The sequence below is a fragment of the Pseudomonas lutea genome (assembly GCF_000759445.1).
In the GTDB taxonomy this organism is placed as follows: Bacteria; Pseudomonadota; Gammaproteobacteria; order Pseudomonadales; family Pseudomonadaceae; genus Aquipseudomonas; species Aquipseudomonas lutea.
Genome location: NZ_JRMB01000002.1, coordinates 681,043 through 696,383, shown reverse-complemented (window position 1 = coordinate 696,383; position 15,341 = coordinate 681,043). Strand labels below are relative to the sequence as shown.

General features: G+C 61.1%; 13 protein-coding genes. 3 read left to right on the top strand and 10 right to left on the bottom strand.

Translation table 11 applies throughout. The annotated features are described in order from the left end of the window. Positions 1–13: 13 nt before the first annotated feature. The 10 genes from LT42_RS15260 to LT42_RS15215 form a co-directional block, all read right to left on the bottom strand. Positions 14–1,174, bottom strand: coding sequence for an efflux RND transporter periplasmic adaptor subunit (locus tag LT42_RS15260; RefSeq protein ID WP_037014609.1), 1,161 nt, complete (start codon positions 1,172–1,174; stop codon positions 14–16). A gap of 105 nt (positions 1,175–1,279) precedes the next feature. Continuing rightward, positions 1,280–2,377: a DUF1513 domain-containing protein gene (locus LT42_RS15255; RefSeq protein WP_037014607.1), complete on the bottom strand. Its 1,098-nt coding sequence runs from the start codon at positions 2,375–2,377 to the stop codon at positions 1,280–1,282. Between the two features lies 1 nt (position 2,378). Continuing rightward, positions 2,379–3,443, bottom strand: a complete 1,065-nt coding sequence (locus LT42_RS15250; protein ID WP_037014605.1) for an imelysin family protein — start codon at positions 3,441–3,443, stop codon at positions 2,379–2,381. Between the two features lie 26 nt (positions 3,444–3,469). Then, positions 3,470–4,897: a di-heme oxidoreductase family protein gene (locus LT42_RS15245; protein ID WP_037014603.1), complete on the bottom strand. Its 1,428-nt coding sequence runs from the start codon at positions 4,895–4,897 to the stop codon at positions 3,470–3,472. 148 nt (positions 4,898–5,045) lie between these two features. Next, entirely contained in the window at positions 5,046–5,585 is a 540-nt protein-coding gene (locus LT42_RS24900; RefSeq protein WP_052075294.1) for an AP2 domain-containing protein, read from the bottom strand. Positions 5,586–5,840: 255 nt separating this feature from the next. Continuing rightward, entirely contained in the window at positions 5,841–7,190 is a 1,350-nt protein-coding gene (locus tag LT42_RS15235; protein ID WP_037014601.1) for an imelysin family protein, read from the bottom strand. Between the two features lie 210 nt (positions 7,191–7,400). Next, entirely contained in the window at positions 7,401–9,452 is a 2,052-nt protein-coding gene (locus LT42_RS15230) for a putative bifunctional diguanylate cyclase/phosphodiesterase (RefSeq protein WP_037014598.1), read from the bottom strand. Positions 9,453–9,756: 304 nt separating this feature from the next. After that, a complete protein-coding gene (locus tag LT42_RS15225) occupies positions 9,757–10,353 on the bottom strand; it encodes a superoxide dismutase (RefSeq protein ID WP_037014595.1) in 597 nt (198 codons plus the stop codon). 712 nt (positions 10,354–11,065) lie between these two features. Further along, positions 11,066–11,668, bottom strand: a complete 603-nt coding sequence (locus tag LT42_RS15220; RefSeq protein ID WP_037014592.1) for a LysE/ArgO family amino acid transporter — start codon at positions 11,666–11,668, stop codon at positions 11,066–11,068. Positions 11,669–11,720: 52 nt separating this feature from the next. Further along, positions 11,721–12,119, bottom strand: coding sequence for an ACT domain-containing protein (locus tag LT42_RS15215; protein ID WP_037014589.1), 399 nt, complete (start codon positions 12,117–12,119; stop codon positions 11,721–11,723). 92 nt (positions 12,120–12,211) lie between these two features. Between LT42_RS15215 and LT42_RS15210 the strand changes: the two genes are divergently transcribed. The 3 genes from LT42_RS15210 to LT42_RS15200 all read left to right on the top strand — a co-directional run bounded on the left by LT42_RS15210 (position 12,212) and on the right by LT42_RS15200 (position 15,115). After that, a complete protein-coding gene (locus LT42_RS15210) occupies positions 12,212–13,111 on the top strand; it encodes a LysR family transcriptional regulator ArgP (RefSeq protein WP_037014585.1) in 900 nt (299 codons plus the stop codon). An 83-nt stretch (positions 13,112–13,194) separates the two neighbouring features. Further along, on the top strand, positions 13,195–14,193 hold the full coding sequence (locus LT42_RS15205; RefSeq protein ID WP_037014582.1) for an NAD-dependent epimerase/dehydratase family protein: 999 nt from the start codon (positions 13,195–13,197) through the stop codon (positions 14,191–14,193). 67 nt (positions 14,194–14,260) lie between these two features. Beyond that, positions 14,261–15,115, top strand: a complete 855-nt coding sequence (locus LT42_RS15200) for a hypothetical protein (RefSeq protein WP_037014579.1) — start codon at positions 14,261–14,263, stop codon at positions 15,113–15,115. Positions 15,116–15,341 lie beyond the last annotated feature (226 nt).

The window sequence follows — 15,341 nt, the reverse complement described above, 5'->3', positions numbered from 1 at the left end:
AACGATTCCTTGATCAGTCAGCGCGCGGCTGACTGCTCTGTGCTGGCGTTACGTGTGCTGGCGCCTGATCAGCCACGATGGCAACGGCAGTACCGTTATCCAGTTTAAGCTGGCCTCCGGTGACCACTTGCTCGCCAGCCTTTACTCCCTTGCCGATAATCACCAGCCCGCCGCGCCGCTCGCCGGTTTCGACGAAGCGCCGTTCGACCTGCAGCAGGGGCTCGCCTTTGCTGTTCTGTTCGGGCTGGCCGTCGGCGTTCTTTTTCGGTACGACGACGTACACCGAGTTGCCGTAAAGCGTGTAGGTGATAGCGCTTTCCGGCAGCACCAACTGCGCGGTGTCCTGGCCGAGCAGTACCTGCAGGCTGGTGAACATGCCGGGCAGAAGTTTGCTCTCAGGGTTGGGCAGGGTCGCACGGATCAACACGTTGCGCGTGGCATCTTCCACCTTGGGATTGATCGCGCTGATACGGGCGGTGAACTCGCTGCCCGGGTAAGCCGCAACGCTCACTTGCACCTGTTGCCCGAGCGCGAGTTTGGGCAGCATCTGTTCGGGTACGAAGAAGTCGGCATACAGGCTGGTCAAGTCCTGAAGCGTGGCGATGACCGTGCCACTGGCCAAGTAATCGCCGACGTCGACCTGACGGATGCCGATGGTGCCGCTGAAGGGTGCGAGGATGCGTTTTTTGGCCAGCGAAGCGTTGAGTTGCGCGACGGTGGCGGCGGCTTTTTTCTGAGTGGCAGCAAGCTTGTCGAAATCGCCCCGGGAGATGGCCGACTCGCCCACCAGTTTGCTGCCGCGTCCGTACTCGACCTGTGCAAGCCCAAGGTCGGCTTCGGCGGTGCCGAGCAAGGCCTTTTCGACATCGCTGTCGAGCTGCACCAGCGGCTGCCCGACCTTGACCTTCTGCCCTGACTCGAACTGCACGGCTTTGACCGTACCGGCGATTTCCAGCGACAGGTCCACACCCTGCAACGCCTTAAGCGTACCGATGGCCGGCAGACGGTTCTGCCAGGGGCGTTCGGCGACAACGGCCACCGCGACATTGATCGGCGGCTTCGGCGCCGTGAACTGCTGAATCTGCTGATAGACCGAGAACGCCTTGTACCCGCCCAAAGCCAGCACCACGATCAGCACCACACCCAACATGATCAACAGGCGGCGACGCAACATATTCCACTTCCTTGGAAAAGCGATGAATCAGGCGAGCACGGTAATCTTGTCGCGGTTTAGTTGCCAGTGGCATTGAAGGCTTTCGGAGTCGCCAAGCTTGCCGAATCACACCAGATGCAAATGGTTGTCCCACAACCCCGCCGGGAGCTCCAGCGGCTTGGCGACCAGCGCGGTCTCGCGGCAATCGTAGAAACGGCAGCGTCCCTGGCCCGAAGTCACCACGAAGCCGTCCGCCACCGCGCCCACGCCAGCGCAGTCCGGCAGCGGCGCATCCAGTTTCAGCGCGCCGCTGTCCAGGTCCCAGATAAAGAAGCGGTTGCCTCTTGGCGCGGTCAGTGCCACCAGCCGCAGCGCGTCATGAATGGCAACGCTGGCGGTGTAATGCGCCATGGCCTGTAACTGGGCTTCAGCCACCGGGAACGGCTGGAACGGTTGCCCCGGCCGCTTGATGGCGAGCAGTTCGGCGGTTTCGTGGGAAGGCCCCATGAATTGCTGGCCCGCCACAATAGTCCCATCGCTGGCAATCGCCATGTGGCGCACGCTGTTCATGGGCTGCGACAGCGTCTCTTTGCTCAGCAGCGTGCCGTCGCGCTGCATCAATACCAGGCTCGGTTCCATGGCATCGAGATTCATCTCGACACGGCTTTCAGCCTCGGTGCGGATGCCGCCGTTGGCGATCGCCAGCGTCTCACCGTCCGGCATCCATGAGACCTGATGCGGGCCTACGCCGTGGGTGGTTATCTCCCCGGTGCGTTGCAAGCGCTCGTTGACGAATCGGTATACACCCAACAGGCCGCGCCCCGGGTCGGTCGTGTCGTTTTCAGTGGCGTACAGCCACTCGCCTTCCTTGTGAATAACCGCATGGCCGTAGAAATGTCGGTGCGCGGGCGACGTGATTGTCTGCAGCAAGCTGCCGTTGCGCAGGTCGATCAGATAGCTTTCAGTCCCGGGCCTGCGCGCGACAAACAAAGCGATGGGCAGGTGAGGGTGGTTGATGATGTCGTGACAGCGCTGGGCAACCGCAGTGGCGAACACTTGCGTGCCGTCGACGCGGTAGCCCACGGCGAAGTGCTGACCATTGCCGTCATCCCGGGCGGACAGCAACAGCGGGCTTTCACCTTTTTTCGAGAACAGCGTCCAGCCGCCAAACGTGACGGCGCTGAGCACAAGGCTGCCGAGACCCAGAGCCTGACGTCGCAACATATCAGTCACCATCGTTGGCGTTGAAACCCAGTTGGATGCCCAACGCCTTGGCCAGTTCGCCTTCGTGTAGGCGGTGGACCACGTTGAGGCTGTCGTAGAAAGCATTGAGCTGCTGGCGGCCTTCTTCCGTCGCCAGCAGGTCGCCCAGTGGCGGTTTCAGCGCGGCCAGCTGCCGATTGCTTTCGGCGTAGGCGGCGTCGATTTTGTCGGCCAATGGTTTTTGTCCCTTGGGCAGCAGACCGCGTAGCCCTTTGTTGTCGACACCGGCCCAGACCGTCTGCGCACTCGCCAGGCTTGCCTGCAGGCTGCCAAGGGAGGACTTGCTGCGCCAGGCTTCGGCCTGAAACGGCTGCGGCACGCCCTTGGTATTACGGCCCAGCGGCGTGCCAAGTTTTTTCTTCAGGGAGTCGAGCGCCGTCACTTGCACCCGCAGCAACTCGGCAATGGCTTCATGGGAATCGGCGTAGCGCTGATTGGGGAATTTGCTTAACTGGGCCAGCATGCCGTCGTTGCTGTTCCAGCTGCTCAGGATGTTTTCGGCCAGCGCCTTCTGATGCTCGCCGATGGCCACCAGCAACGGGCAGTAGCGCGCCTTCTGTTCAGCGCTGGCCATGTCGATGCCGGCGTCGAACAGGATGTACTCGTACGCTGACAGGCCTTGCACCACCACACTGGATTTGGCCAGGGCGTCGGCGCTGATCTGCGGCTGTGCGGTCAGCAGTTGCTCGACCTGACGACCAACGAGGTTCTTCTTGTCGGGCCAGAACTGAATCTGCCAGGCGCGATTGCCTTCAGCCAGCGGACCGATCAGCAACGGCTGCAGCTCAGCCCAGGCTTTCTGCGCGTGGAGGAAGTCGGCGCGTGCGGTGTCCAGCCCGGCGTTGCCCTGGCAGTAGGCCAGCGCGCTGACCGCCAACTGGCGGTCGGCATCAACCCAGCGGCTGTAGGTCGGCAGGATGACCTGACTGGCGATGGCGGCCGAGGTTACCGCTTGCGGGTCCGAGGGCGCACACGCGCCCAACGCCAGGGCGGCGAGACTGGTGAGCAACAGCTTGGGGCGGAACATGCCCGACTCCTTATCTTCAAAAAATGTTAGAGAGAATTCAAAAACGCCAGCAGCGCCGCACGTTGATCTGCGTCGAACGCGAGCACCTGACGCTGCGCCGGCAGCGCTTCGCCGCCATGCCACAACACGGCTTCCATCAGGTTGCGGGCGCGGCCGTCGTGGAGGAACTGCGTGTGCCCGCTGACGGTTTGCGTCAGGCCGATCCCCCATAAGGGCGGGGTACGCCACTGTTGACCGCTGGCCTGAAACTCGCTCAGGTTGTCGGCCAGTCCTTCGCCCATGTCGTGCAGCAGCAGGTCGGTATAGGGACGGATAACCTGGTTCGCCAGCTCAGGCTCCGCGGCATCGGCGGAGGTGGTGAATTGCGGTGTATGGCATTGCTGGCAACCCGCCTTGAAGAACAGGTTCTTGCCCGACAACACCTGCGGGTCGCCGACATCACGGCGCGCCGGAACACCGAGATTGCGGGTGTAGAAGGTGATCAGTCTCAGAATGTTGTCGCTGACCTCCGGCTCCCCGTTGGGGCCGTTGCCATTGGGCGCGGCGAGGCATGCACTCTGCGACGGCGTACAGTCGTCGACGGGCATCAGGCTGGAGGTGAGGCCCATGTCCCCGGCCAGCGCGTGGGCATTTTGTTGCTTTATGCCAGGCTGTGAGGCTTTCCAGCCAAAGCGCCCAAGGACAGTTTTCTGTTGAGCGTCGTCCCAGACCCAATTGGGTTTGCCGGTGATCCCGGTGCCCTGTTCATCGTTGGGGTTGGCGTTGGCCAGAATCGCCGCTTGAGGGATCGCTTCCAGAAGCCCCAGGCCGATCATCGGCGGGGCGATGCGCGCCGAAGCGCGGGTCTGGGGGTGCATGGCGCCGTATCCGGTCTGGGTGATTTGCAGGGTAGGGCGACGCAAATGCACCGGGGTGCCATCGCGAAAGTGTACGGTCATCGAGTCGTAATCGACCCGCACTTTGCCCTCGGGCGTCACCCCGGGAATCGCCATGTCCTGGAGCTGCTTGCCATACACGGGCTCCGGTGTCAGGCCCAGTCGTTTGATGTGTTCTGCAAACGCCGGCTCGTCGGGGATGGACAGACGCACCAGCATCGACACGGCATTGTCGGCCCCAGCTTCAGGCGGGTGGCCGCGGCCGTCCTTGATGTGGCAATTCTGGCAGGCATTGGTGTTGAAAAGCGGCCCCAGGCCGTCCCGGGCAGTGGTGGTGGACGGGGCAATCACCCAGGGATTACGGAAAAAGCTGTTGCCGACGCTGAAGTCCAGCCGGCGTGCTGGCGACAGGTTGGCCGAGGGCAGAGAGAACGCGTTGCGATCGCTCTTGATGACCGTGGCGGCGCCGCCCGAGCGGGATTCGCCCGGCTCGGCGGCGGTGAAACGCGGGGCGTCATCGCACCCGCTCATGGCGAGTGCCATCGGCAGGAGTAACGATGGACGGAACCGCGCAGTCATACAGATCCTGCAAAGGGCTGGAAATCGGGGCGAGCAAGCTTAACAGTCCCGAGTTTTATGAATAAGAGGGATTAGCATTTGTAGGCCCTCTCGTAACGTGTTGTTACCAATTCATCCGCCAGCCCTGACGTGCCCCTGACGTGTCGAACTAGGCGCCTGCGATCTCCAGCGCCGGGTTTTCCACGAGCAGCTGCATCAAGCGCCGCTCGCCCTGTACAACCTTGAACGAGCGGTAATCGCCGATGCCGTCGAGCTGGCGCTCGCGTTCGCGTATGGCCAGTTCCTTGGCCCGGTCGTAGCCGTAGTGCTCCACCCTGAACGATTTGGTGACGCTGCTGCCGTTGCGCAACGTGGTTCGCGCAACCCAGTAGGCGATGCCGGTGTAGCAACGGTAATGAACACCGGGATAGCCGCTGGTGTTGGTGGCGATGATGCGTTGGCGAATATCGCGGCTGAGCTTGGGCAGATGTGCCAGCAGCAACTGATCGCGGCACGCGTCCGCGGCTTGTCGCGCCGGATCGCGGCCACCGTAGCGGGAGAACGAAAACAGCCTGTTGAAGGTTTTGCCGTCGCGGTAGATCGTCACCTTCCAGGCACGGGGGCCCTTGACGCCAACCAGCAGATGAATACCGTAATCGTTGGCTTTGAGCTTACTGACGCGGCGCCTGTTGTTGTTTCTCTTGGGCACTTTCTGTCTCCTCCTGGATAGGGTGGGGTCAAGGAAGTGCGCATGATCGGCGGCAGGTCAGGCGTGTTCAATCCGACACGGAGCGAACAGGAAATGCCCTACAAATCTTACAGACCGGTCCTCGGACGCGGTTGGTAGAGCGAAGAATTCAGCCTTCGATTGACGAAAAAATGCCGACCCGTGGACGGGTCGGCATAAGGGTGGAAAACGGCCGGAGCGCCGCCGGAGACATGCGCCCCGACGGTCGCCAGCGAATCAGAACGCGTGGTCGGCGTTGTCCGGGTTCAAGTCGGTGATCCCGAGCTTGCCGGCGGCTTGCTCGATGGCACCGGTTTGCTTGACCAGCGCTGCAATGGCGTCACGCACCACCTGGTTGCCCGCCGTGTTACCGGCCGCGATGAGTTGATCGAAGTGTTCGCCCTTGTTGGCGTGGTCAACGATGACCTGCAGTTTGGCCTGGGTTGCATCGAGGTCGGCGCGTACGGTCTGGTCGGTTGCAGCGTCTGCCTTGGCCACCAGCGAGGACAGGCTTGGACCGGTCACTTTGCTGCCGTCGACGCGTGTGTATTCGCCCAGATAAACGTTGCGGATACCCAGCCCGTTGTAGAAGTGCGAGTTGTGGGTGTTATCGCTGAAGCAATCGTGTTCGTCCTCGCTGGAGTTGGCCTCCAGTGCCACCTTCATGCGCTCACCGGCCAGCTCGCCGAGTGACAGGCTGCCCATGCCGAACAGCATCTTGCGCAGGCCGCTTTCGGCGGGCTCTGCTTCCAGCGTGGCGCGGTAGTTATCGGCCACGCCCGGCTTCCAGTTGTTGACCATTTCATCCAGGTCGCTGACCAGCAGGTCGGTGGCGGCCTTCAAATACGCGCGGCGGCGGTCGTTGTGGCCACCGGTGCCACCCGGGCCTTCAACGTAGTCGCTGGCGGGCCGTTCACCGGCGCCCGGACCGGTACCGTGCACATCCTGGCCCCACAGAAGGAACTCAATGGCGTGATAACCGGTGGCCACGTTCGCTTCCGCACCGCCGAGCTCATTCAGGCTGGCGAGTTTTTCCGGAGTGATTTCAGTGACGTCGACTTTGTCTTCACCTACCTGCACCGACGTATTGGCGATGATGTTGGCAGTTGCCCCCGGGTTACCCAACGCATGCTGATAATCCTTGGCGACGTAGTCGATCAGGCCTTCGTCCAGGGGCCAGGCGTTAACCTGGCCTTCCCAGTCATCGATGATGGTATTGCCGAAACGAAACACTTCGCTCTGCATGTAAGGCACGCGCGCCGCCACCCAGGCCGCGCGCGCTGCCTTCAGGGTTTGGTCGTTGGGGGTGGCGAGAAATGCATCGACTGCCGAGCTGAGGTTTTTGGCAGTGGACTGGGCGTCGCTGAAGACGGCGAACACGACATTGGCGTAATTGGCGACCACCGCTTTGGTCGCGGCTTCGTTGGTCTGGGCTGGCGCTGCAGCGGATGCAGATGCTGCCGGTGCGGTGGCGGCGGGAGCCGGTGCAGGGGCTGTGGCGGCTGGCTTGTCCTTGCCTTGATCACAACCGGCCAAAGCGATAGCGACAGCCAGCAGACTTGCGGTTGCCAAGGGCATACGAATCATGAAGGAATCCTGCGTCTAGAAGGGTGTGAGCGGTGGCGAACGCCAAAAAAAAGCTGCGCCATAATGCGAAGGATTTGCATTCTGTGTAAAGGCCGTTTGCCCGGAGAAGGCAGGGGAGATATTTCAAGCTGTTTCAGGAATGTGAGGGAATGCCGCGGGGCGGGCAGGACCTGCAATGGCGCGGTCCTGGCACTGAATGGCAAAAACTCGTTACAACGCTTCGCTGTGCGTGCGTTCGGCCTGCTTGAGGTAAACCAGTAGCTCCCGCGCCGGCAGGGGCTTGCTATAGAAGTAACCCTGACCTTCGTGGCAGCCCTCGGAAATGATGTAAGCCTCTTGCTCGGCCGTTTCCACACCTTCGGCGATGACCTGCATGCCAAGGCTTTTGCCGAGCTGGATGATGGCGCGCACAATCGTCGCGTCGTCATCGTCGTCGAGCAAATCCTGTACGAAGCTTTTGTCGATCTTGATTTTGTCCAGCGGCAGGCTTTTGAGGTAGCTCAAGGATGAGTAACCGGTACCGAAGTCATCGATGGCGATCAGCGCCCCGGAGCGACGCAAGCTCAGCAGGTGCTGGGCGGCGGTCGTGATGTCTTCCATCAGGCCGGTTTCGGTGACTTCAAGCTCAAGGCTGCGAGAGGGCAGGCGGTAGATCTGCAGAAGGTTATTCACCACCCGCGGCAGCTCGGCATGGTGCAGTTGCACGGTAGACAGATTGACCGCCATGCGCAGGTCGCTGAAACCCTGATCGTGCCATTCCCGCAGTTGCTTGCATGCCTGGTCCAGCACCCACTCGCCGATGGCGATGATGCTGCCGTTCTGCTCTGCCAGCGGAATGAACTGGTCGGGTGGCACGAAGCCGTGTTCCGGATGAATCCAGCGAATCAACGCCTCCACGCCCACCACCCGGTGATCGCGATAGCTGATCTGCGGCTGATAGACCAGATGAAACTGGTCGCGGGCCAATGCTTCACGCAGGTCTTTTTCCAGTTCACGCCGGCGCCGCATTTCGCTGTCAACGCTGGCGATGTAGAACTGGTAGCGATTGCGCGAGCGGGTCTTGGCCAGGGTCATGGTCTGTTCGGCTTTCTGCAGCAGCTTCTCGGTGCTGTCACCGTCTTCCGGGAACAGCGTAATGCCGATGGTGGCGCGCAGACGAATCTCTTGTTGGTCGAGGGCGAAAGGCGCTTCGAGATCGTCAAGAATGTTTTGCGCCAACTCCGCTGCTTCGTACGGCTGCTCGATGTCGGCCTGGACCAGCGCGAACTGGTCACCACCCAGACGTGCCAGTGCCCCCAAACGTCCGCTGTGACTGCGCAGCCGATCGGCCAGCGCCAGCAGGAGCTGATCGCCGGCCTGATAACTGAACTGCTCGTTGATGCCTTTGAAGTCGTCCAGCCCGACACACAGCACCGCGACCCGATGCTGCACTTTGCCCGCGTCGACGAGGATCTTGTCCAGTTGCTTTTGCAATTGCAGCCGGTTGGGCAGGCCGGTGAGGAAGTCGTATTGAGCCATCCGCAACAAGCTTGATTCAGCCTCGTGTCGCAGGGTGGTATTGCGCTGGATAGACGCCAATAGCTGGTTGGCGGTGTTGACCCAGACCCCCAGCTCGTTCTTCTCATGGCCCTTGAGCAAGGGCAGTTGATGCTCGCTCGGACGGTCGGGGTTGATGCGCGTCAGGTGCTCGATAATGTTGGACAGCGGTTTGGTCAGCAGCCAGTGATAAACCAGATACAGCACCAGCCCCAGCGTCAGCGCGCGCAAGACGCCGGAGATGAAAATGATCATGGAGTTGGTGAGAAAGCCTTCACCATAAGTGGCCGTATCCAGGGTGATGCGCAGGTCACCGTAATACTCGCTGTAGGGGCTGCGACCGACCAGCTGCGTGGTGAAACTGCGTTCCTGGCCCAGGATCAGATCGGTCAGCCAGCGGGTAGGGGTAACTTCAAGGTCGCGGGATTTTTCAGCGAGCAAGGTCTCGTTCGGATGACCGATGGACGCCATGCGCACGGCCTTGTCCTGAAACAGGCCTTCAATCACCTGCATGCCCATCTCGCGGTCCAGGCTATAGACGGCCTGGGTCGAGGGGTCGCGGAACATGTCCAGAATACGTGCCGCGTCCGTGGCAACGGCCTGGCGCGTTTTGTAGGCGTCGTAGACGATCTGCGCGCAACTGAGCACGACCCCCACGATCAGCGCCGAAAGCAGCACAACGCGAAGCAGCTTCACCGACAAGCTGTGTTTGAGTTCCAGCTTCAAATGGCCATCCTTTATCCATGCTGACAGCGGGCTGACTGCGTGCAATCAATGGCAATGCAGACATTCGGGTTGAGCGCGCGGGTTGCACAAAACCCCATCAATCGGGAAAGCGGTGACAGGTCGGCCATTAAGGCTATCCGTACTGTGTCGGTCGCGTGCGGGTAAAACTTGAGCCCGGAAGGTCCAATCAGCTCGCAACTGATATTAGTCCGCTATCGCTTCCAGACAATACATAAACGACAAACAGAAGGCGAAAAAAAACCCGGACGCGCCGGGCTTTTTTATTCGAGCATTCAAGCATTCATCAGGCAGTGAAGCTTTTGCCTTCGAATTGCTCGGCGACGAACTTCCAGTTGACCAGGTTCCAGAACGCCTCGACGTACTTGGGACGCAGGTTACGGTAGTCAATGTAGTAAGCGTGCTCCCAGACATCGCAGGTCAGCAGCGGAGTGTCGCCGCTGGTGATCGGGTTGCCTGCGCCGATGGTGCTGGCCAGCGCCAGGGAGCCATCAGCTTTCTTGACCAGCCAGCCCCAGCCGGAGCCGAAGGTGCCGATGGAAGTCTTGCTGAACTCTTCCTTGAACTTGTCGAAGGAACCGAACGCAGCGTTGATGGCGTCAGCCAGAGCGCCGGTCGGTTGGCCGCCGGCGTTTGGCGCCAGGCAGTTCCAGTAGAAGGTGTGGTTCCAGACCTGAGCGGCGTTGTTGAAGATACCGCCCGAGGAAGTTTTGACGATCTCTTCCAGCGTCTTGCCTTCGAACTCGGTGCCAGGCACCAGGTTGTTCAGGTTCACGACATAGGTGTTGTGGTGCTTGTCGTGGTGGTATTCCAGAGTTTCCTTGGAGATGTGCGGTGCCAGGGCATCATGCGGATACGGCAGCGGAGGCAATTCGAAAGCCATGGTAATTCTCCTAATCAGGTCAGTTGCGGTTTGCGCAAGGCCGATCACGGGCGGCCAGACAGAACTCACGCCGGCGAGTTTGTACTCTTTGCGGCGCAGGGGCTGGATCATAGCACCGGCCCCGAACCTTAACCACGCAACAACTGTAGGGGATAGAGGTTCCAGAGCATTGCGCGGACAGGCCAAGATATCCATAGCTGATCTGCCCAGATATCCAGATTGACGCAAAATGTAGGCGCGCTTGCCCGCGATTGGGGTGTGTCCAGCAACGTTTACATCGGCTGTGACACACCATTCGCCAGCAAGCCGGCTCCTACAGATTGGAGTATGCCCAGCGGACGGGAGCGTTGAGGCTGACGCAAAATGTAGGCGCGCTTGCCCGCGATTTGGGTGTGTCAGCTAAATTTACGGCGGCTGTCAGAACGCGTTCGCCAGCAAGCCGGCTCCTGCAGATTGGAGTATGCCCAGCTGACGGGAGTGTTGGCGCCGACGCAAAATGTAGGCGCGCGCTTGCCCGCGATTGGGGTGTGTCAGCGACGTTTACATCGGCTGTGACACCCCATTCGCCAGCAAGCCGGCTCCTACAGATTGGAGTAGATGCCGAAATCTCCAGAATGACGACCATCTGTAGGAGCCGGCTTGCTGGCGAACGCGTGAGGAGATGCTACAGAGCAGGTAGCGCGCCCCGTACAGAGGCGGCACGCATGAGTTTTCACGCTGTTCTGATCAACTGCACTGCCACGCCGAACATCATCACCGCCACCATCAGGTCCAGCAGGCGCCATGTCGTCGGACGCGCGAGCCAGGGTGCCAGCCAGGCGGCTCCGATGGCCAGAGTCGAGAACCACAATACCGAAGCGCTGGCCGCACCGGCGACATAGGCGCCGGGCACCGTTTGCTGCGCGCCGAGCGAGCCGACCAGCAATACGGTATCGAGGTAGACGTGCGGGTTCAGCAGGGTCACCGCCAGCGCAGTCAGCAAGACGGCGCGACGTGAGCGCTGGCCGTCGGCGTCCCCTTGCGCAAGGCTCTGCGGCGATACTGCACGGCGCAGCGCCATGGCGCCGTACCACAGCAGAAAGATCACTCCGCCCCAGCGCGCGATAGCCAGCAGGGTAGGGCTATGGGCAAGCACATTGGCCAGCCCGAACACGCCCGCCGCGACCAGCACCACATCGCAGACGATGCACAGCAGGGCTACGGATAAATGGTGTTCCCGACGCAGGCTCTGCGCGAGCACATAAGCGTTTTGTGTTCCGATGGCCATGATCAGGCCCAGGGAAATCAACAGGCCGTTGAGGTAGCTCTGCCACATGATAAGGGACTCCGGTCGGTGCTCAGGTAAGAGGCTCGTTCAGCGATGGTGGTCATGCGCCGGCGGCCAGGGCTTTCAAGGTAGCCATGGCTTTCAGCGCATCGTCTTTTCCGACAAAAAGGTGATCGTGATAGAAGCCAGCCACCACATTGCAGCTGATACCTGCTTCACCCAGGGCGCGGGCGAACGCGGCGGTCAGCCCCACGGCCGCTAACGAGGAATGAACCGTCAAGGTGATCCAGGCCATGATGTATTCGGCGTCCAGGCCTGAGGCCTGCGCCTGACTGCGCTCCAGAATCACGGTCAGCCCTTCGCGTTCGCGGATGCTGCCCAGCACCTCAGCCCCGGCCACCCTGCTGATATCCGGGACGGTGCAGAACACGTATTCGCCGTCGTTCAGCTCCGGTGCCATGCTGCGCAGCAATGCGCCAAGTGATGTCTCGCCATTCATTAACGTTCGCCTTGAGATTCAGTGCTAGTGATTGTCAGTCCCGAACAGGTATAAGAAAAACCAATAAAGCTCATTACCCATTAGAGAAACTGATGTTCGACTACAAGTTGCTGTCAGCGTTGGCAGCGGTGATCGAGCAAGCCGGCTTTGAGCGTGCAGCCCAAGTGCTCGGTCTTTCGCAATCCGCCGTGTCGCAGCGCATCAAGCTACTGGAAGCGCGGGTCGGTCAGCCGGTGCTGATCCGCGCAACGCCGCCCAGCCCGACGGAAATCGGTCGGCGCCTGCTCAACCATGTCCAGCAGGTGCGCCTGCTGGAGCGCGACTTGCAAGCCGCGGTTCCGGCGCTGGACGAGGGCGGCATGCCGGAGCGGTTGCGTATCGCTTTGAATGCCGACAGCCTCGCCACTTGGTGGGCGCTGACCGTCGGCGACTTTTGTGCCCGGCATCGGTTGCTCACCGATCTGGTGGTTGAGGATCAGGACGTCGGGCTCAAACGGATGCGTGCCGGCGAAGTGGCCGCGTGTCTGTGCGGCAGTGAGCGGCCAGTGGCCGGGGCGCGGAGTTTACCGCTCGGCGCCATGCGCTACCGTGCGCTGGCCAGCCCGGAATTTATCGAGCGGCATTTTGCGGCCGGCGTCACAGCACAGGCAGTGGCGCAGTCGCCCGCGCTGGTGTTCGGCCCGGATGACTTCCTGCAGCATCGCTATCTGGCGTCGCTGGGTGTCGACGGCGGTTTTGAGCACCATCTGTGCCCGTCCTCCGAAGGTTTTACGCGCATGGTTGAAGCCGGCATGGGCTGGGGGCTGGTGCCTGAATTGCAAGTTGGCGCCCAGCTGGCCAGTGGCCGATTGGTCGAATTGCTGACCGATCGCTGCATCGACGTGCCCTTGTACTGGCATCATTGGCGCAATGGCGGGCAACTGCTCACCGAGCTGACTGACCATCTGGCGAAGACTGCAGGCCAATGGCTGGTGCCGTTGGACGGCCAGTGAGCGTCAGTAGGCGATGCGCCTTCGGGCACATTCGCACGATTTGAATCGCAACTTTATGCAAAAGACATCAAACGGAGCACGCAATGAAAATTCTGATCACCGGCGCAGGCGGCTTCATCGGCGGACGCTTCGCGCGTTTTGCCCTGGAGCAGGGCTTGAGCGTCCGGGTCAGCGGCCGCCGTGCGGAGGGTGTCGAGCACCTGGTCAGGCTCGGCGCCGAGTTCATACAGGGTGATCTTTGCGACCCAGAGCTGGTTCAGGCGCTGTGCGACGACGTCGAGGCCGTGGTGCATTGCGCCGGTGCGGAAGGCACATGGGGACGGCGTCAGGATTTTCATCAGGGCAATGTTCAAGTCACTGAGAACGTCGTCGAAGCGTGCCTGAAACAGCGGGTTCGGCGGCTCGTGCATTTGTCGTCGCCGTCGATCTATTTCGATGGCCAGTCGCACCTCGGTATCCGTGAGGAACAGGTGCCCAAGCGCTTCGGCAATCACTACGCCGCGACCAAATACCTGGCCGAGCAGAAAGTGTTTGGCGCCGAAGAATTTGGCCTGGAGGTGATCGCGCTGCGTCCGCGCTTCGTCACAGGCGCCGGCGATACCAGCATCTTCCCGAGGCTGCTGGAGATGCAGCGCAAAAAACGCCTGTCGATCATCGGCAACGGCCTGAACAAGGTCGATTTCACCAGCATCCAGAACCTCAATGAAGCATTGCTCAGCAGCCTGCTGGCGGCGGGTTCGGCGTTGGGGAAAGCCTATAACATCAGCAATGGCGCACCGGTGCCGCTCTGGGACGTGGTCAATTACGCCATGCGCCAACTGCAGCTGCCGCCGGTCACGCGCTATCGGTCCTACGCGCTGGCCTACAGCGCAGCCGCCATGAACGAGGCGGCATGTTTCGCCTGGCCGGGACAACCTGAACCCACGCTGTCGCGGTTAGGTGTGCAGGTGATGAACCGGGATTTCACGCTTGATATCAGCCGCGCCAGGCATTATCTGGATTACCAGCCTGAAGTCAGCGTGTGGACAGCCCTCGACGAGTTCTGCGGCTGGTGGAAAGCCCGGCACGGCGGGCCGGTGTAAAAGCCGTCAACATCCGTGGTTATACTGCGAGCCATCCAGATTCAGCGGTTTTTTCAAAGGTAAACGCATGCGCAAAGATCCGTATGACGACGTCGATAACGTCCCCAGCCTCAGCGCCAAAGATGACGACGATGACTTCCTGCCACCGCCGGGCGCGCGCGAGCGCACCACGGTTTATTCGCGTGATACGCCGGTGGTCAAAGTAAAAGCGCCGGGGACCGGTGCGCTGTGGGCGCTGATCGCGGTGCTGTTTATCGCGTTCTGCGGCCTGGGCTGGTGGAGCTTCCAGCAGGTTTCATTGATGGAGCAGCAACTGGTGGCGACGCAGGAAAGTTTCGCGCGGATCAGTGAGGAGGCCGCGGGGCGCTTGCAGGATATCTCCGGCAAGGTGGTGGCGACCGAATCCATGGCCAGCAGCAGTGAAGCGCTCAAGGCGCAGATCAAGGATTTGCAGGATCAGTTGGCCGATCAGAGCAAGCAGCAGCAAGGTGTTGCCGGTCTGCAGGGCGGGCTGGACAAGCGGCTTGAGCAGATCAGCAGCCAGAGTGTTCAGCAGCAAGCGATCAATCAGCAACTGCAGGATCAGTTGAAGGCCCTGACGACCGAGTTGGCCGCGCTGAAAGCTGCGGTGCCGGATGGCAAGTCTGCGCAAGCGGAGCAGGAGCGTCTGGATGCTCAGGTGAAATCGTTGAGCGCGGACGTGGCGACCCTCAAAAAAGCCAACGGTAGTGCGGCGATCGAGCAGCTCGAGCAGGATGTGGTGGTGTTGAAAAGCCAGCTGGATAACCGTCCGGCAGCAGCGAGTTCCGGTGCGAGTCTCGCTGAGTTCGACGCGTTTCGTGGGCAGATGACGCGGACGATCAATACGTTGCAGAGTCAGATTCAGACGTTGTCGCAGCAGATTAATGCCCGGGGGCAGTAGCACGTCTATCGCCTGCTGACGACGTGTATATCCCAATCAAAGCTTCCCGGCTGAAGCCAGTGCTACAGCGGTGGCCGCCGTCCCACTGGCTGGAAGAGATGCTTATTAGTGGGACCGGCTTTAGCCGGGAAGGGGCCGGTCTGGCCACCTTCAATCTTGCGGTCAGACGATCGATCGTATCGATCGTTCCCACGCTCTACGTGGGAACGCAGCCCTCGACGCTTCG

Coding starts and splice junctions, on each gene's coding strand:
- LT42_RS15260 (WP_037014609.1), bottom strand. CDS start 1,174: ATGTTGCGTCGCCGCCTGTTGATCATGTTGGGTGTGGTGCTGATCGTG.
- LT42_RS15255 (WP_037014607.1), bottom strand. CDS start 2,377: ATGTTGCGACGTCAGGCTCTGGGTCTCGGCAGCCTTGTGCTCAGCGCC.
- LT42_RS15250 (WP_037014605.1), bottom strand. CDS start 3,443: ATGTTCCGCCCCAAGCTGTTGCTCACCAGTCTCGCCGCCCTGGCGTTG.
- LT42_RS15245 (WP_037014603.1), bottom strand. CDS start 4,897: ATGACTGCGCGGTTCCGTCCATCGTTACTCCTGCCGATGGCACTCGCC.
- LT42_RS15235 (WP_037014601.1), bottom strand. CDS start 7,190: ATGATTCGTATGCCCTTGGCAACCGCAAGTCTGCTGGCTGTCGCTATC.
- LT42_RS15225 (WP_037014595.1), bottom strand. CDS start 10,353: ATGGCTTTCGAATTGCCTCCGCTGCCGTATCCGCATGATGCCCTGGCA.
- LT42_RS15220 (WP_037014592.1), bottom strand. CDS start 11,668: ATGTGGCAGAGCTACCTCAACGGCCTGTTGATTTCCCTGGGCCTGATC.
- LT42_RS15215 (WP_037014589.1), bottom strand. CDS start 12,119: ATGAATGGCGAGACATCACTTGGCGCATTGCTGCGCAGCATGGCACCG.
- LT42_RS15210 (WP_037014585.1), top strand. CDS start 12,212: ATGTTCGACTACAAGTTGCTGTCAGCGTTGGCAGCGGTGATCGAGCAA.
- LT42_RS15205 (WP_037014582.1), top strand. CDS start 13,195: ATGAAAATTCTGATCACCGGCGCAGGCGGCTTCATCGGCGGACGCTTC.
- LT42_RS15200 (WP_037014579.1), top strand. CDS start 14,261: ATGCGCAAAGATCCGTATGACGACGTCGATAACGTCCCCAGCCTCAGC.